General features: G+C 36.2%; 19 protein-coding genes. 14 read left to right on the top strand and 5 right to left on the bottom strand.

Translation table 11 applies throughout. The features are described from left to right. Positions 1-287: 287 nt before the first annotated feature. Positions 288-1,121 (bottom strand): OmpA family protein, encoded by an 834-nt coding sequence (locus AB8P06_RS16210; protein WP_369843300.1) that lies wholly within the window; start codon positions 1,119-1,121, stop codon positions 288-290. A gap of 117 nt (positions 1,122-1,238) precedes the next feature. On the opposite strand from AB8P06_RS16210, the gene tilS reads away from it, so the two are divergent. From tilS to AB8P06_RS16170, 8 genes are all read left to right on the top strand, one after another. After that, entirely contained in the window at positions 1,239-2,537 is a 1,299-nt protein-coding gene (gene tilS / locus AB8P06_RS16205) for a tRNA lysidine(34) synthetase TilS (protein WP_369843299.1), read from the top strand. Then, positions 2,527-4,596 (top strand): protein-disulfide reductase DsbD family protein, encoded by a 2,070-nt coding sequence (locus AB8P06_RS16200; protein ID WP_369843298.1) that lies wholly within the window; start codon positions 2,527-2,529, stop codon positions 4,594-4,596. Before tilS ends, AB8P06_RS16200 begins: the two co-directional genes overlap by 11 nt. 145 nt (positions 4,597-4,741) lie before the next feature. After that, positions 4,742-6,253, top strand: coding sequence for a T9SS type A sorting domain-containing protein (locus tag AB8P06_RS16195; protein WP_369843297.1), 1,512 nt, complete (start codon positions 4,742-4,744; stop codon positions 6,251-6,253). A 195-nt stretch (positions 6,254-6,448) separates the two neighbouring features. Continuing rightward, the gene (locus AB8P06_RS16190; protein ID WP_369843296.1) at positions 6,449-6,970 is read left to right on the top strand and encodes a biopolymer transporter ExbD; all 522 of its coding nucleotides are present in this window, start codon (positions 6,449-6,451) and stop codon (positions 6,968-6,970) included. A 66-nt stretch (positions 6,971-7,036) separates the two neighbouring features. After that, entirely contained in the window at positions 7,037-7,546 is a 510-nt protein-coding gene (locus tag AB8P06_RS16185) for a hypothetical protein (protein ID WP_369843295.1), read from the top strand. A 9-nt stretch (positions 7,547-7,555) separates the two neighbouring features. Then, positions 7,556-8,338, top strand: a complete 783-nt coding sequence (locus AB8P06_RS16180; RefSeq protein WP_369843294.1) for an alpha/beta fold hydrolase — start codon at positions 7,556-7,558, stop codon at positions 8,336-8,338. Beyond that, a complete protein-coding gene (locus AB8P06_RS16175) occupies positions 8,335-9,168 on the top strand; it encodes a hypothetical protein (RefSeq protein WP_369843293.1) in 834 nt (277 codons plus the stop codon). The genes AB8P06_RS16180 and AB8P06_RS16175 overlap by 4 nt, the downstream gene beginning before the upstream one ends. 48 nt (positions 9,169-9,216) lie before the next feature. Next, complete coding sequence (locus AB8P06_RS16170) at positions 9,217-10,017, top strand: patatin-like phospholipase family protein (RefSeq protein WP_369843292.1); 801 nt, start codon at positions 9,217-9,219, stop codon at positions 10,015-10,017. 54 nt (positions 10,018-10,071) lie between these two features. On the opposite strand, the gene AB8P06_RS16165 is transcribed toward AB8P06_RS16170, so the two are convergent. Next, positions 10,072-11,076: a DHH family phosphoesterase gene (locus AB8P06_RS16165; RefSeq protein WP_369843417.1), complete on the bottom strand. Its 1,005-nt coding sequence runs from the start codon at positions 11,074-11,076 to the stop codon at positions 10,072-10,074. A 270-nt stretch (positions 11,077-11,346) separates the two neighbouring features. On the opposite strand from AB8P06_RS16165, the gene rpmH reads away from it, so the two are divergent. Both rpmH and AB8P06_RS16155 read left to right on the top strand, forming a co-directional pair. After that, entirely contained in the window at positions 11,347-11,505 is a 159-nt protein-coding gene (gene rpmH / locus AB8P06_RS16160) for a 50S ribosomal protein L34 (protein ID WP_007843334.1), read from the top strand. A gap of 154 nt (positions 11,506-11,659) precedes the next feature. Beyond that, positions 11,660-12,370: a cell division ATP-binding protein FtsE gene (locus AB8P06_RS16155; RefSeq protein ID WP_007843333.1), complete on the top strand. Its 711-nt coding sequence runs from the start codon at positions 11,660-11,662 to the stop codon at positions 12,368-12,370. Positions 12,371-12,444: 74 nt separating this feature from the next. Here the strand turns inward: AB8P06_RS16155 and AB8P06_RS16150 are convergent, their stop codons facing one another. From AB8P06_RS16150 to AB8P06_RS16140, 3 genes are read right to left on the bottom strand one after another with little or no spacing between them, the layout of a single operon-like run. Beyond that, on the bottom strand, positions 12,445-13,146 hold the full coding sequence (locus AB8P06_RS16150; protein ID WP_369843291.1) for a tRNA1(Val) (adenine(37)-N6)-methyltransferase: 702 nt from the start codon (positions 13,144-13,146) through the stop codon (positions 12,445-12,447). Further along, positions 13,146-14,600, bottom strand: coding sequence for an ATP-binding protein (locus AB8P06_RS16145; RefSeq protein WP_369843290.1), 1,455 nt, complete (start codon positions 14,598-14,600; stop codon positions 13,146-13,148). The genes AB8P06_RS16150 and AB8P06_RS16145 overlap by 1 nt, the downstream gene beginning before the upstream one ends. Beyond that, positions 14,590-15,186: a riboflavin synthase gene (locus AB8P06_RS16140; protein WP_369843289.1), complete on the bottom strand. Its 597-nt coding sequence runs from the start codon at positions 15,184-15,186 to the stop codon at positions 14,590-14,592. The genes AB8P06_RS16145 and AB8P06_RS16140 overlap by 11 nt, the downstream gene beginning before the upstream one ends. 49 nt (positions 15,187-15,235) lie before the next feature. Between AB8P06_RS16140 and pdxA the strand changes: the two genes are divergently transcribed. From pdxA to accB, 4 genes are all read left to right on the top strand, one after another. Then, positions 15,236-16,327 carry a 4-hydroxythreonine-4-phosphate dehydrogenase PdxA gene (gene pdxA / locus AB8P06_RS16135; RefSeq protein ID WP_369843288.1) on the top strand — a complete coding sequence of 364 codons (1,092 nt, stop codon included), beginning with the start codon at positions 15,236-15,238 and terminating at the stop codon, positions 16,325-16,327. A gap of 84 nt (positions 16,328-16,411) precedes the next feature. Further along, entirely contained in the window at positions 16,412-16,942 is a 531-nt protein-coding gene (locus AB8P06_RS16130) for a YceD family protein (protein ID WP_369843287.1), read from the top strand. 70 nt (positions 16,943-17,012) lie between these two features. After that, positions 17,013-17,216: a 50S ribosomal protein L32 gene (gene rpmF / locus AB8P06_RS16125; RefSeq protein WP_002976251.1), complete on the top strand. Its 204-nt coding sequence runs from the start codon at positions 17,013-17,015 to the stop codon at positions 17,214-17,216. A 125-nt stretch (positions 17,217-17,341) separates the two neighbouring features. Next, entirely contained in the window at positions 17,342-17,821 is a 480-nt protein-coding gene (accB, locus tag AB8P06_RS16120) for an acetyl-CoA carboxylase biotin carboxyl carrier protein (protein ID WP_369843286.1), read from the top strand. Positions 17,822-17,830: the final 9 nt, after the last annotated feature.

Here is a 17,830-nt window from a genome sequence, read left to right as displayed (position 1 = left end):
CTATAAATTACCGTAAAAACACGGATACCCCAAGTGCATTATACATGCTACCTTTGGCATACACTAAGAAAAACGGATATGGATGTAACAGAAAACCAAACCCATGAGAAGAGGCCTGCTAAGTTGATGAGCAAAGCAGAGCCTTTGAAGAAAACTAAAAACACAATATCCAATTCATTTTTTAAACGAATTATTTCATTATTGAAAAGAGAAGAAGTAATCTGATTAAAACAATAAATCCCGAATTTCTTCGGGATTTATTTGTATTTAAAATTAATTAGATACTATTATTTTTTCGGAGCAATATCCATCAGCTTCATGAATTCATCAAGCTTAGGCATAATGATGATTTCCGTTCTTCTGTTTTCCGCTCTTCCTGAAACGCTCATATTGGTCGCTTTAGGATTGTACTCAGAACGTCCTCCTGCCGTAATTCTTGAAGGGTCTACTCCAAACTGAGTCTGCAGGATTTTAGCAATTGCTGTTCCTCTTAACGCAGAAAGATCCCAGTTGTCTCTTGGCAGATTAGTTGAGTTTAACGGAGCGTTATCCGTATTACCCTCAATCAATACTGAATATTTATCATAATCATTGATCACTTTTGCTACTTTTCCTAATACTTCCTGAGCGGCAGGCAATACATTGTAATCTCCTGTTTTATACAACATTTTGTCTGAAAGTGAAATCATTACCACTCCTTTCAAAACTTTTACCTGTACATCATCGTCTGTTACATTATCCAGAGATCTCTTCAGCTTGTTTGACAATGCTAAATTCAAACTGTCATTTTTAGCATTATTAGAAATCAACTGCTTGATATAAGAATTTGAAGCGTTGATTTCGCCTACTAACTTATCAATGTTTGCAGAGCTTTTTCCTGTATTAGACAAACATGCATCTAAGGATGATTTTAAAGCATCGTGCTGGCTTTTCAATAAATTGTTTTCACTTGCCAACGCAGAGTTTTGTCCTTTTAAATCCTGAATTTCTCTTTGTCTCTCTCCAATATTCTCAATACATTGCTTGTAGTTTGTACTTAAAGCATCATATTGCTTTTTACTGATACAAGATGTCATTCCCAACACCATTGCAGAAACTGCTAAAATTTTTAAAATCTTCATAAATAATCTTTTTTAGACGAATCAAAGTTAGGAAAATTCAATTGAATTATATGGATTATCTTTGCATAAAAGAAATTCTCAACATACCTATTGGAAAAAATAAGTTTAAAAAAACAGTTGAAAAATCTGGTCGGAACACCTGAAAACCACACTTATCTTTTAGCGGTAAGCGGCGGTGTGGATTCTATGGTTTTAGCCTCAGTTTTTAATGATTTAAAACTTCATTTTCACATAGCTCACATCAACTATAAACTTCGTGGAGAAGATTCGGATTCGGATCAAAAAGTAGTGCAGGATTTTTGTGAGAAAAATCGGGTCCCGTTTCATCTGTATGAAGTTTCCGATAAAGATCAAAAGCCTGAAAACTCAATTCAGCTTTGGGCCAGAGAATTACGATACCGTTTTTTCAAACAGATCCGGCAAAAAGAAAATCTGGAATTCATGGTCACTGCTCATCATCTGAATGACCAGCTGGAAACATTCATCATTAATCTTTCAAAAGCATCGGGAATTAATGGTTTAAGCGGAATTCCGGCTAATGACAATCATATTTTGCGGCCCCTTCTTCCCTTCTCAAAAGAGGAAATTTACACATTTGCAAAAGAAAATAATATTGAGTTCCGTGAAGATTTATCGAATAAAAAAAGTGATTATCTGAGAAATAAAATCAGAAATGAGATTTTTCCGAAACTTTTGGAAACTAACGATCATTTTCTGGAAAATTTTAAAAAAAGCTCTTCTTATCTCAATCAGACCAAAGACTTTGTTCAAAAACAGATTGAGGAAATAGAAAACAGGATTTCTGTATTTAACCAAGACCATAAAATAATATCAAAAGAAAAGTTAGATCAGGAAAGTGATTTTGTAAAGTTTGAAATTTTAAAAAAATACGGTTTCAATCAGGAAGAAGAAATTCCTAAAATCTTTAAAGCAGAGAACGGAAGCTCTTTTTTTTCGAAAGATTATCAATTGTCCATTCATAGAAATGAGTTGATCTTCCTTCACAGAAACGAAAAAAAAGAAGTAAATGAGGAGCTTGTACTGATAGAAAATTATGATTTTTCTAAAACTCAGAATTTAATTAATCTTGAAGGTACTATTGAAGGCATTGACGAAATCAATAAGGGTTTTGACTGGGATTTTGATGCCGATAAACTCCAATTCCCGTTGCGATTAAGGAGACAGCAGGAGGGAGATTTATTTTATCCTTCCGGTTTTTCAGGGAAAAAGAAAGTTTCTAAGTTTTTTAGGGACGAAAAAATATCTATTTTAGCGAAGCAAAAAATCTGGATATTGACTGACGGTAATAATGCTGTTCTTGGTGTTATTCCTTTCAGACAAGACCGGAGATATGCAAGGGATGAGAAAACAAAAAATATTCTCAAAATTTTTAATGAAAAGTACAATGAAATTTAGAAGCTGGTTTTTATTAATTCTGTTATTTTTATGTTCAGGAATTAATGCACAGATTAAAAATCCTGTAAAATTCAAATTCACAATCAATGATTTAGGAAACAATCAGTATGAAGCTGTTTTAAATGCAACGATGGAAAGCGGCTGGCATATTTATTCCAAAGATTTGCCGGAAGATACGGGAATCCCGACTGAATATAAGGTTTCAGGGAAAAATATCGAACTGATCGGGAAATTTACAGAAGTAGGAAAAAAACATGAAGAATTTTCGGAAGCTTTTGGCGGAACGATTGTATTTTATTCCAATAATGCTGGCTTCAAACAAAAATTTAAGCTTAAAGATCCGGCAAAACCTGCTGATGTAACCTCTGAGATTACTTATCAGACCTGTGACGACAGGGTTTGTCTGGCTCCGAATACTTTAGAATTCAATCAGAAAGTTACACCTAAAGGGACAACGGAAGAAGTAACACCTGAAGCCACTGCAGAAACAGCAAAGGATTCTGTAAAAACTACAGAAACAGTGGCTGAGAACCCTAAAAAAGAGGAAGTAACGGTTACCGAAACTTCAAGTTTAGATCCTAAGAATTTAAAAATAGAGACTTTAGATTTCAAGAAACCTTTAACAGATTGTGGCACCGCTTCTGCGAAAGTCAGCGAAAACTACTGGACTTATCTGTTTTTGGGATTCATCGGAGGTCTTATTGCGTTACTGACTCCTTGTGTGTTTCCAATGATTCCTCTAACGGTTTCATTCTTTACAAAAGGAAATAAAAATAAAGCCAAAGGAAAAAGGGATGCCCTTATTTATGGCTTCTTCATTCTTTTAATTTTCGTTTTATTAAGTGTACCTTTTCATTTAATTGACGGGATTGCAGGAAATATATTCAATGAAATTTCTACAAGTGTCTGGCTGAATGTGGCATTCTTTGTCATCTTTATTTTCTTTGCCGGAAGCTTCTTCGGCTATTATGATATTACATTGCCAAGCTCAATTGCCAATAAATCTTCCAAAGCTGAGGAAGCAGGAGGAATTATCGGTATTTTCTTCATGGCATTAACGCTTGTTATTGTTTCGTTCTCTTGTACTGGCCCTATTTTAGGAAGTTTATTAGGAGGCGCAGTGACAGGATCTACCAATGTTCCGATGCTATTGACTTTTGCTTTGGCCGGATTTGGTTTTGCCTGGGCGATTGTTTTCGGGCTTCTGGCATTATTTCCTCAGGCTTTACAGAGTCTTCCAAAATCAGGCGGCTGGATGAATACGGTGAAAGTGGTTTTAGGTTTCGTAGAACTGGCTTTGGCATTAAAATTCTTATCAAAAGCAGATTTAGTATCGAAGACTTTCTTATTAAAAAGAGAGCTTTTCATTGTAATCTGGATCATTATTGCCGTTGGATTGGCATTGTATTTATTTGGATTAATAAGATTCCCGCATGATGATAAAAAACCGAAAATTTCCATTACCCGAAAAATATTGGGAGCACTGGGTGTTGGATTTGTCATCTATTTAATTCAGGGGTTAATTCCTTCTGAACGTCCGAAGCTTCAGTTATTAAGCGGAATTCTACCTCCGTTGAATGTAAGCTATTTCCATGATGAAAAAGACGGAATTCTAGGAATGTATCCTGAGCATGATTTCTTTAAAGCGATTGAACTGGCTAAAAAAGAAAACAAACCTATCCTGATCGACTTTACTGGTTACGGCTGTGAGAACTGTAGAAAAATGGAGGAATTCGTATGGAGCGAGCCGGACATTTTGCCGATCCTTCAGAACGACGTGGTTCTTGCCTCCCTGTATGTAGATGATAAAGAAGAGCTTCCTGAAGACCAGAAAACCAAAATTGATTTGGGAGAAGGCCAGATCAAGAAAGTAAAAACCATCGGAGACAGATGGAGTTTATTCCAGCAGGTGAATTTCAATAATAATTCCCAACCGCATTATGTTCTGGTAACCCCGGACGGAAAAGTAATCAACACACCGGTTTCCGGGTATATGCCGAAGGAAGATTTCAAAAAATTCCTGGAATGTGGGGTAAACTACTATAAACAGAATAAATAATTTAATTAAAAAATAAGAAAAAGCCTTGTCAACTGATTTGACAAGGCTTTTTTTACACTTATTAGAAAAATGTCGACACTTACTTATTAAAATACATGGGGTTGTATGATTTTTAATAATTTTATGCATATCTCAATTTATTTAAATGAAAAATATCTATTACTTTCTGTTTGTAATATTAAACTGTTCCCTCATAAAGGCTCAGGCTCCGGATATCGAATGGCAGAAATCATTAGGAGGCACGTTCTCAGAACAGTTTCCCGACATTCATCAAACCTCGGACGGAGGATATATCATTGCAGGATCTTCCGGCTCACTCAACGGCGATGTTACAGGAAACCACGGTTCTCTTGATCAATGGGTGGTAAAATTAAATTCCGGCGGAGCAATTCAATGGCAAAAATCTCTTGGAGGATCGTCTGTAGAAAGAGCATATTCTGTTCGCCAGACTACAGATGGCGGATATATTGTAGCAGGTTCCACGGAATCCAATAACGGAGATGTTACCGGAAATCATGGAAGCAGCGATTACTGGATTGTAAAATTAGATGCAACAGGAAATTTAACCTGGCAAAAAACTTTAGGAGGCACAGGCATCGATATCGCCAAATCTGTACGACAGACCTCAGATGGCGGATATATTGTTTGCGGAAGATCATTATCTGTTAATGGTGACATTACAGGAAATCTTGGAAATAGTGATTACTGGATAGTAAAACTTAGCTCAACAGGAAATTTACAATGGCAAAAATCTCTGGGAGGAGAAGGCCCTGATGAAGCCAATTCTATTGAGCAGACTACGGATGGAGGCTATATTGTTGCAGGTACTTCCTGGAGTCCCAATACAGGATATGGCTTTGGCGATTATTGGGTTGTTAAGCTTGATCCCTCAGGAAATACACAATGGCAAAAGCCTTTTGGTGGCAGCGGTTCTGACAATGCCTGCTCAGTGAAACAAACTACAGATGGCGGCTATATTGTCTTAGGAACATCATCTTCTACTGATGGAGATATTACAGCAAGTAACGGCAACGATGATTACTGGATTGTAAAAATGGATGCTTTGGGAAATCTGCAATGGCAAAAATCTTATGGTGATGATCTATATGATCGTGCCTTTAATCTTAATACGACAAGTGACGGCGGTTATGCAGTCGTAGGATATACCGGAACTCCTGCAGAAGGAAATCCGGGCAGCAATGATTACTGGATGTTGAAATTAAAACCCAACGGAGATGTTGACTGGCATAAAAAATTCGGTGGCCTTACAGATGATACGGCAATGGCAGTACAGCAAACTTCTGATGGCGGCTACGTAATCAGCGGTTATTCTGATGCGATCACCGGAACGCCGGGAAATTACAATTACTGGATCATAAAATTAGGCGGAAAACGATTGGGTACTGAAGATAATCTCATATCTAAAAAACCTCACCTGTATCCAAACCCTGCAAAAGAATCTTTTTACCTCGATAATCTTCCCGGTGAAGCTACAGTGCATATTACAGATAGGTCCGGAAGAAAACTATTTACTCAAAAATATAATGACAAAAAAGTTTCCGTAAGCACCAACCCATTTATAAACGGAGCATATATGATTCAGGTTGAGCATCAGGGGAAAACCATTTTATCAGACAAACTCATGATCATAAAATAGTTATACAATCTTAAAATACCATAAAACCTTATGAAATTAAAAGCTCATGAGGTTTTTTTATGCCAAACATTAAACAAATTTTAAAAATTTATAACATTATCAAAAATTAGGTACAGACTTTGTATAGATTTTTTCAAATAAAGAAGAATACCTCAATCTTTATGACCAATTGTTTAACATTAAAAAATTAAAATTATGGCTGAAGTAATCGCGCAAGAAAAACAAGGCGGAAAGCAGAAAAAAAAATTAATCCGGGTTGATATGACGCCTATGGTAGATCTAGGGTTTTTATTAATTACCTTTTTTATGTTTACCACCAACTTTACAAAACCCAATGTGATGGATTTAGGTTTGCCGGCAAAAGATCCCAATCCAATCCCTAAACACTTTGATATAAATCCTAAAAACCAAATAACATTTATTATAGGTGAAAATAACAGGGTATTTTATCATCAACAAGTCGCAGAAGATTTAAATACCAGTAACTTAAAAGAAACCGATTTCAATGGAGTCAATATTTCCAAAGTCATTGCAGAAGCCTATAACAATGCCCCGGAAAAAAATATCTTCACGGTAATTGTAAAACCGACTGATGATGCCAACTACAAAAACTTTGTTGATATGCTGGATAATATCGCAATTTCAAAAAAAGAACGGTACGGCATTACAGACATCAAACCCTGGGAAAAGAAAGTTTACGAAGAATTAACAAAATAAAGAGAAAGGGCATTTTAAAAATGCTCTTTTTTTTATTTAATTTTGAAAGTATAATTTAATGTATAAATGAAAAATCTCTTTATCGCTGCAAGCTTCATTGCCCTTATCATTTCATGTTCAAAAAAAGAAAGCCAATCTACTCAAAATCAAACTGACAGCACAAAAGTTATCGACTCCATTAATGCTGCAAGAACAAAAATCAATGACAGCATCAGAGCTAAAAATCATTTCAAAGATTTTAACGGCAGCCATAAATTAACTCATAACCTGATTAAAAATTCCGGTTCTGTAGATTTTAAAAAAATTGAAGGCGAAAGAGACCGCTACGAAGTTTTAGGAGATATAAAATCTGGAAAAGACTATGTGCATATTCAGGGTTATATGAAAATAATTTCTGAAAAACATATGAATTTCACAGGAAGTATTTCAGAAAGCATTTCTGAGAGCGAAAACGGGAAAATTTATGTAAGACAGGGCACAAAAACCTTCATGTCCAAAGACGGTGGAAAAACATGGAGGCTTCAGGATATGATAAATGGTTCGGGATTTGTTGAGTATATCGATATACATTTTTAATTTTAAACTATGCTGAACTTTGAGAAAAAAGGAAACGGAAAAGAGACTTTGGTTTTACTGCACGGTTTCATGGAAAATCTTTCCATATGGGATGATATGGAGCCACATCTTTCTGAAAATTTTTCACTTTTAAAAATAGACCTTCCGGGACATGGGCAATCGGAAATCCTTGCCGAAACCCACACCATGGAACTGATGGCAGAGGAAGTAAAAAAAGTCCTGGATCATGAGAAGTTAAATAAAGTTCACTTATTGGGACATTCCATGGGTGGCTATACTTCACTTGCTTTTGCTGAAAAATATCCGGAAACCCTGAAAAGCCTTACCTTATTTTTCTCAACCTATTTTCCGGATGATGAAGAAAAAAAACAGCAGCGTATTAAAAGTTACAGAATCATCAAAGAAGCCTTCCCCAATTATGTAAGAGCAGGAATCCCTAATTTATTCAATCCTAATGAAAGAGATATTCTGGAAAGGAAAATTGAAACTGCTCTGGCAATAGCCTTATCAACCAATAATCTCGGTGCTTTAGCCTGTGTAAAAGGAATGGTAGAAAGAACCGATAAAAAGCATATTCTTGAAAACCTTGAATCTAAAATCCTCGTCCTTGCAGGAAAACATGATAACGCCGTAAAAACAGAAAACACAATTAAAAATCTCCCAGACAGAACCAATATCAAATCATATGTTATAGACTGCGGACATAACGGTCACTGGGAAAAACCGGGCATCTGTGCAGAAATCATCAATACAGAATTACTTCACAACATGCCTAAAAATTTAGTTTTATGAAATTGACCTCAATGAAAGTTGCTATTACCCCACTATTATTTTTCATATTCTTAGGCTGTAAAAAAGAAACTCATGTTGCAAACAGCCTCACCGACTCCATCTCTTATGTAAAAGAAGCCCAGAAAGATTCTCTGATAAAAGAACAGCAGGATCAGGGATTTTTTGTTTTCGATACCGAGCTATGTACAAACAAAGGTTACTTTGATGAAAGCAAATATACCAGAGATCAACTGGAAGCGACATATAAACTTTATTATAAATTCGGAGGTATTTTACTAAGCTCACCCCATGTTTTCAAGCTTACAGATCTTCAGGAAGTCAGAAGAGATAAAGACCAGATTCTAAAAAAACTGGAAAAGGAGTTTAAAGAAAAGAAAAAAGCTATTGAAAACTTACAGATCGTTAATGTACCTTACTGGCAGGATATAAAGAAACAAACCCTTCAGGCTCTGGTACAGGAATATGCAGCTGAAAAAACACAGATTATTGCGTATTCCGATCCGTCAGTTTTATTAAAAGATAAATATTCTGAAAATTGCGAACGCTTTATAAAGGCATTGAACTCCAATGACACCGAAATGACTGAGGAATGGAGAAAGCTGCGTGAAGAGATGAGCAAGAAAAACGGAGATCCCCAGAATGTTATGAATGAATTTGAAAACCGTTTAAATTCTCCTGACAGGAAAGATTATGCCATCATGGATCTTATTGTATTCGGATGGGGAAATTGTGTTAACGACGACATTCAAAGACCGGAACACAATACGGAAATGAATAAAAACTTCAATTCACTTTTTATAAAAGTTGATGCCGAATGTGACGAACCCTAAAAACAGGTGTCAAAAATTCTTGTATCTTAGTAAAGCTTAATTTTCTACATGGGTTTATTCTCTTTCAAAAAAAAGAAACCGGTTATCGGCCTGACACTCTCGGGCGGAGGAATGCGCGGGATTGCCCACATTGCTGTTTTAAAAGCTCTGGAAGAATATGATCTGAAACCGGAAATCATCTCAGGAACAAGTGCAGGCTCCATTATTGCGGCATTCTATTCTTTTGGGAAAACACCGGATGAAATGATGGAGATTGTAAAGCATACAACATTTTTTTCAAGGTCATATTTAAAGCTTTCCAAAAACGGAATTTTTAGTTCAAGTTTTATTTTAAAGCTCCTTACCGATCATTTTCCGAAAGATAATTTTGATATTCTGAAAATTCCCGTTGTTGTTGCAGCGACGGAAATGACTCATGGGATTGTAGATTTCTTTTCGGAAGGACCTCTTTTTCAGCCGCTTTTAGCTTCTTCGAGTGTTCCTTTTATCCTGCCTCCTGTGAGAATCGGAGAAAAAATATATGTGGATGGCGGAGTTCTGGACAACCTTCCTATCGAACCTATTATCGATAAATGCGATTTCCTGATTGCATCCCATGTCAATTCATTAAGCTATGACGGACTTCAGAAAATGAGCCTGATGAAAGAGTTTGACAGAATCCTGCATTTAGCCATCGCAAAATCCGTATACTCCAAAGTAAAATCCTGCGATATTTTCCTGGATCCGCCCAAAATGACAAAATTCAGTCTATTCAACAAAAAATATATGGATGAAATGTTCCAGGAAGTATACGAGTATACCTGCAAAGAACTGGAGGATAAAGGGTATACTAAAGTTGAGAGCTTATAGTTGACAGTTGAGAGCCATCATATAGCAATTCCGCCTTTTTTGCTTTTTGCCTTTTTACAAATTCTCCTCCGCTACTCTGGCTTTGAAAGTTTCGATAGTATCCGGTAATGATTCATAAGACTTCCCTCCTGCTGCATTGATGTGGCCACCGCCATTGAAATGTTTTCTTGAAAGCTGGTTTACATCTACATCATCCTTGCTTCTGAAAGAAATTTTAATAAAATCTTCATAAAGATCTTCCATGAAAAACGCAGACATTCTTACGCCTACAATACTTAACCCGTAATTTACAAAACCTTCCGTATCTCCTTTCTGGAAACCGTATTCCTGAAGTTCTTTTCTTGTAAGGTATAAAACAGCCACTTTTCCGTCGTTTACCACTTCAATCCTTCCAAGGATCAGTGCCAGTAAATGAAGACGTGAAACCGTATTGGTATCCCAGGTATTGGAAGTGATGACAGACGGATCTGCTCCTTTCTCAATCAGATTAGCAATAATCCGGTGCGTTGTTGCACTTGTGGAGCGGAAACGGAAACCGCCGGTATCAGTCATAATTCCGGTGTAAAGACATTCTGCAATATCTTTATTCACCAGATCTTCATCATTTAACGCTTCGATGAAATGATAAATCATCTGTGAAGTGGCAGGAATAATTGTATCAGAGTAGACATAATCAAATTCTTCAGGCTGCTGATGATGGTCAATAAGAATTTTTTTAGCCCTGGCTCTTACCAGCCAGTCGCCAAGAATTCCGATTCTCGCCGGGGAATTAAAATCCAGACAGAAAATTACATCTGCTTCATTAATCAGATCAAATGCTACCTTTCTTTTATATTCACCAATGATATTTTTTTTGGCTTCAGGCATCCATTTCAGAAACTTTGGAAAATCATTCGGAACCACTACTTCAGCACTGATTCCTTTAGCCTGAAGATAATGTTTAAGTCCTAAGCTGGAACCGATAGCATCGCCGTCCGGATTATAATGGGTAAGAATAACTATCTTATTTTCAGGAGTAAGCAGTGCATTAATTTCTAAAAGTTCCGCAGGTGTAAACATCATTATGTCTTCTTTAAAATTTTGGTCTCCAAAGATAGAGCTTTTATATAAACCACGACTCATTATTTTTAAACCCGGAAATACCTGAATAATTTAAAAGATTAAAAATTATCCGTTCCAGTAACTATTAACCTTCACTCATAACGTCAACGCAAAACTATCTGATCAAATATTTAAAAAAAAATATAAGATAAGTTTGTAACTTTTAAAAAATTCTATATCTTTGCAACCTGAAAAATAAATAGATAATTACGATTTAAATATATAGTAATGAGTAAAAGAACATTCCAACCATCAGAAAGAAAAAGAAGAAACAAACACGGTTTCAGAGAAAGAATGTCTACGCCAAACGGTAGAAGAGTTTTGGCTGCAAGAAGAGCTAAAGGCAGAAAGAGTTTAACTGTAAGTGCATCACGCGCTAAGAGATAATCTCCTGAATTATCATATACAAATCATGCTTGAAAAGAAGTTTTTCAGGCATTTTTTGTTGTTAAAATTTACTAAAATTTAGGTTCTTTAGGTTTCTTTTTTCTATTTTTAAAATCTGAAAATTATTTTAGAAATAGCCTCTTAAAATTGAATTATGCCACATACAAATATCTCCGGAGATAATATTATCAATTTGCAACATGCAAAGATTGCACAGAAGAACTTTACGGTACTATCTGACGTTAATCTGAACATTAAAAAAGGTAGATTCTGCTATCTTATCGGGAAAACAGGTTCCGGGAAAAGTTCACTTTTAAAGACATTGTACGGGCATATTCCTTTGGCATCAGGACATGGAGCCGTGGTTGGCTTTGACCTTGCCAAGCTGAGACCTTCAGATATTCCGAACCTCAGAAGAAAATTAGGAATTGTTTTCCAGGATTTTCAGTTGCTTTCCGACAGAACCGTAGAGAAGAATTTAAAATTTGTTCTTGAAGCTACGGGATGGAGCGATAAAATAAAAATGGAAGACCGTATTAACGAAGTTCTCGGAAGCGTTAATATGAAAAGTAAAAAGCACAAAATGCCGCACGAACTTTCCGGAGGTGAGCAGCAACGTGTTGCTATTGCAAGAGCTTTACTGAATCATCCCGACCTTATCCTTGCCGATGAGCCGACAGGAAACCTTGATCCTGAAACGTCCAACGAAATTATGACGCTATTAAAGCAGGTTGCCCTTGAAAATGGCGCTGCAGTAGTAATGGCAACCCATGATTACCATATGATCCAAAACTTCCCCGGTGAAGCGATCAGATGTGAAGACGGAAAAGTTTCTGTACTGGATACATCAGAATTATTTGAATAAAATTAAAAGATAAAGAGATTAGAAGCTGAAATATAAAACAGAATGTTCGCTCACTAACGTCTAATTTCTAACCTCTAATTGCTACTTTTAAATACATGAAACTCCTTTGTGAGTTCAAGATATTGGTCCGAGTATTGTCTCGGACTTTTTTCTATTATAAAATCAGATTCTTGAAGCATTGTTTCAGCTAATGAAAATTCCAGAATCAGTCTTTTTGTTTTTGAGCTTTCAATTCCTTTGATATTGACTCTTCTATTCAAAAACAGACGATTTTCCTTCCCCATTGAAATAAAAGCCTCTCCCGCCTCAACCGGAATGATCACTGAGAAAATACCATTTCCGGATAAAAATTGTGAGGCTTTGGTAATTAGCTGCCTGAAATTTAATTCTACAGTCTGACGGGCAATCTTATCTTTCCCGGAATCCGATTCTTCAAAATAAGGCGGATTGGAAACAATAAGATCAAAACGTTCTTCCATTTCAAAAGCTTTAAAATCGCGGTGGATATTTTTCAGTCTTGATGCAAAAACAGAATTCTCAAAATTAAGCTTTGTAAGTGAGGCGGCATCTTCGTTGATATCAATCCCAAGAAAGTCAGCATCTGTATTTCTCTGGGCCAGCATCAGGGAAATCAGCCCCGTTCCTGTTCCCACTTCCAGTACTTTGGAAGCATCAGAGACAGAAGCCAGAGCCCCAAGAAGAACTCCGTCTGTTCCCACCCGAAAGACGTCATTTGACTGCTGGATATCAAATTGTTTGAATCTGAAAGGTTTCACTATAAATTGGTGGGTAGTGTAATCGTAAATGTTGAGCCTTTTCCTACCTCAGACTTCACTGAAATTTCTCCCTTGTAATCCTCTATCATTTTTCTCACCATGGATAATCCAAGTCCCATTCCACTGTTTTTTGAGGTGAAATTCGGTTCAAAAATTCTTTCATACATATTTTCAGGAATACCGATTCCGTTATCCTGAATGGAGATCATCACTCTTCTCTGGTGTTGTTCCACGTCTACATTAATGATTAACTTACGCTCATCACTTTTCGCCTGCTGGGCATTGGTGACAAGATTCGTAATGATTCTGGAAAGGTAGATCCTGTCCATATTAATCATAATATTATTCTTATTGGTATGAATGAAGATGCTGTCATCATTAAATACCCGGAGAATATCTCCTACTTCCGTATTTAAATTGATCACTTCATTATTCTTTTCCGGAAGTTTCGCAAACTCTGAAAAAGCTGAAGCTACAGTAGCAATCAGATCAATCTGGTCTACCATTGTTTTACTCATCAGCTTTACTTTTTCTCTGATATGCGGATCTTCAGGGTCAAATTTTCTTTCAAAATTCTGAATCGTAAGCTTCATGGGAGTAAGCGGGTTTTTCACTTCATGAGCAACCTGTTTGGCCATCTCGCGCCAGGCTTCTTCCGAGGCTTTAAAACGCAGCCTTTCCTTTTGATCCTGAATCTGGAGGATCATCCTGTTATAGGCTCTTGCCAGGGCATTTAATTCGTCATTTTTATAATATCTGATAGGACGCATTTCATTCTCAAATAATGTAATACGGGTGATCATATCAGAAAATTTAGTAATGGTTTTTGCAAGGTTATTGGAAGTCACCCAACTGATCCAGATGCTGAACAGAATAAGAAAAATATCAACTAAAAGAATATATTTCACATACTGATTAAGCACATCGAAATAAGCTGATTCATTATGATATAAAGGAATATAAACAATACCAATCGGCTCCAGGACATTATTTTTCAGTAACAGATAAGAAGAAGTGAATACGGCATCTTTCACATCGTCATACCCTTTAATATCTACTCTTGCATCGGTGGCAAGAATTTTATTAACGATATTGACCGGAATAGATTTCTGCTCAACTAAACTCTCGTCCTTATTAGAAAGCAAATAGTGTCCTTTCAAATCATAAATAACAATATCATGCTGATTGATATCTGCAATTTCAAAAATTTTATTCGATAAAACGGTGGGAATGTCTTTGGTTTCAATCTGGGCCTGACTTACTGCATAATCAAGATAGCCCATTACCGCATTGGTTTTATTCTGCATGTCGATCCTGCTTTGCTCAAAAGAATTATTTCTCAGCACAAAGTACGGGACAAGCGATGAGGCAGCAACACTTAAAAGACACACCAGCAGAAATCCGAAAAAAACACGATTTCTTAAACTATATCCTTTATATTTACTAATTGACATTCTGTTTTTTAATTAACCTAGCAATATACTTACCAATTATATCAAATTCCAGATTTACTTTATCACCTGTTTTCAAATGCTGCATATTGGTAAATTCCCAGGTATAAGGAATAATGGCTACAGAAAACTGAGTATCTTCACTTTTTGCAACCGTTAAGCTGATTCCGTTAACAGTAATAGAACCCTGAGGAACCGTCACAAAACTTCCGTTATCTTCATATTTTATAGTAATAAAATAGCTTCCGTCTTTATTTTCAATTCCGACAACTTCTCCGGTTTTGTCCACATGCCCCTGAACGATATGCCCGTCAAGCCTTCCATCCATCTTCATGCAACGTTCAAGATTAACCACAGTTCCGACTTCCCATTTTCCGAGGTTTGTTTTCTCTAAAGTTTCATTGATTGCTGTTACCACATACCTATCATCTTTAATCTCAACAACAGTTAAGCAGCAACCGTTGTGAGCCAGGCTCTGATCTATTTTCAATTCATGCGTAAAAGGGCACGTTAATGTAAAATCAATATTACTTCCCTTTTTCTCTATTTTCTCAATAACCCCAACTGCTTCAATAATTCCTGTGAACATATTATTTTTTGCTAAATTTGTAAAATTATAATCTTCAAAGATAATCAAAATGAGCCCAAAAAACCATAAAGTACGAGTAGGAATTTCAATTGGTGATTTCAACGGCATCGGCCCGGAAATCATCATAAAGTCTCTGAAAGACAAAACCATTACTGATTTTTTCACTCCGGTGATTTTTGGTTCGGGTAAACTTTTCACCTATCAGAAAAACATTTTTAAGCACAATTTGAATTTCAACTACATCAACGAAGCTTCACAGGCCCAGAACGGCAAACTGAATATGGTAAACCTTGTGAAAGACAATGTAAATGTAGAATTAGGAAAACCTACTGAAGAATCTACCAGAATGGCGATTGATTCTCTGGAAGCCGCAACAGAAGCTTTAATGAAAGGAGAAATTGACGTTCTTGTAACAGCTCCCATTAATAAGGATGAAATGGTGAAAATGGGATTCAAGCACGCAGGCCATACGGGATACTTTGAAGAAAAATTCAATAAAAAAGGATTAATGTTTCTGGTAACCGACGATCTGAAAGTAGCCGTATCTACGCATCATATCCCTATTGCAAAGGTTGCTGAAAACATTTCCAAAGAGAAAATTAAAAAACAGATCAAAGCTTTAAACCAGACTTTAATTGAGGATTTCTGTATTTTAAAGCCTAAAATTGCTGTTTTGGGATTAAATCCTCATTCAGGGGATGGCGGTGTCATCGGAAATGAAGAAATAGAGATCATTGAACCGGCTATCAAAGAACTTTCAGACAACGGAATTTTAGCTTTCGGCCCTTTTCCGGCAGACAGCTTTTTCCAGCCTAATAAATATAAAAGCTTTGATGCGGTATTAGCTATGTATCATGATCAGGGGCTGGCTCCGTTTAAAACACTGGCTTATGAAGAAGGCGTAAACTATACTGCAGGCCTTCCTTTTATCAGAACCTCTCCCGATCACGGAGTTGCCTATGATATTGCCGGTAAAAACATTGCAGATGAGCAAAGCTTTACAGAGGCCATCTTCACTGCTATTAAAATTTTCAAGAACAGAAGCGAATACAACGATCTTATGAATAACCGTATGCAACCAAGAAAAATGGTTGTAGACAATGGAATAGATGAAGATCTGCCGGATGAAACTGAAGCATAAATCATTAAAACAAATTTTAAATTAATTTGTTGGAGATTTTATTTGTAATTATAAAAAAAATGCATATTTTTGCACACTCATTTTATGGACAAGTTAAGAAACTACGATGTAAGCTTTTCCGGACTTAAATACGGAAAGCACAAGTTCAAATTTGAGATAGATAAAACGTTCTTTCAATTATTTGACACTGAGCAAGAATTTACAAATCCTAAGATAACAGTGGATGTTTCACTTGATAAACACACTACTTTTTTAGAATTTGAGATCAAAGTCAGCGGGACAGTAGAGCTGGTTTGTGATATTACAAACGAAGATTTCGATCATCCCATTGAAAACCAGATTAAGGTTTTGGTAAAGTTTGGGGAAGAATATGATGACAGCGAAGAAGATGTAATCACCATTCCTACCAGCGACCATGCTTTCAATGTAGCACAACTGATTTACGAAAATGTGGCCCTTTCCATACCCATGAAAAAGGTATCACCTAATGTAAGTGATGAAGATCTGGAAATTCTTGAAAAATTCAGCCCGAAAGAAATTGAAGAATCGGAAGAGAAAAAAGAAGAAAGTGACCCCCGATGGGAAGCACTTAGAAAATTAAAAGATAAAAATTAAAAATAATTTAAATATGATGAGATGATGAAAAGAATCTCATCGCTCATCAAATTAAAAAAGTTATTACAAAATGGCACATCCAAAGAGAAGACAGTCGTCCACAAGAAGAGATAAGAGAAGAACTCACTACAAAGCAGTAGTTCCTCAATTAGCTAAAGATGCAACTACAGGTGAATTACACCTTTACCACAGAGCTCACTGGCATGAAGGAAAACTTTACTACAGAGGTAAAGTAGTATTGGAAAAAGAAGTAGCTGCTACTGAAGAAAACTAAGAGAGACTTTTTCAAAAAAGCCTCATTTTAATACAAAAACCGCCCGATTTTGATAAAATTGAGCGGTTTTTTGTTGTTTTTTATGTTTTTTTGGTATCTTTGGCTCAAAATCAAATATCAAATTTATGGACATTAAAGACATACAGAATCTTATTAAGTTTGTATCTAAGGCTGAAGTTTCAGAAGTGAAATACAAAACTAAAGATTTCGAAATCACCATTAAAACTCCATTAGCTGGAAGCGAAGTAGCTTATGCACAACCTGCAGTTTACCATACTGCTCCACAGATGGCTGCTCCTGCACAGGCTCCGGTATCAGCTGCCACTCCGGCTGCTCCTGCTGAAGCTGCTTCTGATGACAGTAAATATATTACAATCAAATCTCCGATGATCGGAACTTTCTACAGAAAACCATCTCCTGATAAAGACGTCTTTGTAAATGTAGGAGATGAAGTTTCTAACGGAAAAATTGTTTGCGTAATTGAAGCGATGAAATTATTCAACCAAATTGAATCTGAAGTAAGCGGAAAAATCGTTAAAATTTTAGTAGACGATGCTACTCCTGTAGAATACGACCAACCTTTATTCTTAGTAGATCCATCTTAATTTAGAAGT

Origin of the sequence: Chryseobacterium tongliaonense, assembly GCF_041224435.1 — a bacterium.
Classification (GTDB): Bacteria; Bacteroidota; Bacteroidia; order Flavobacteriales; family Weeksellaceae; genus Chryseobacterium; species Chryseobacterium tongliaoense.
The sequence above is the reverse complement of the archived record's forward strand: the minus strand, read 5'-3'. Positions and strand labels throughout refer to the sequence as shown.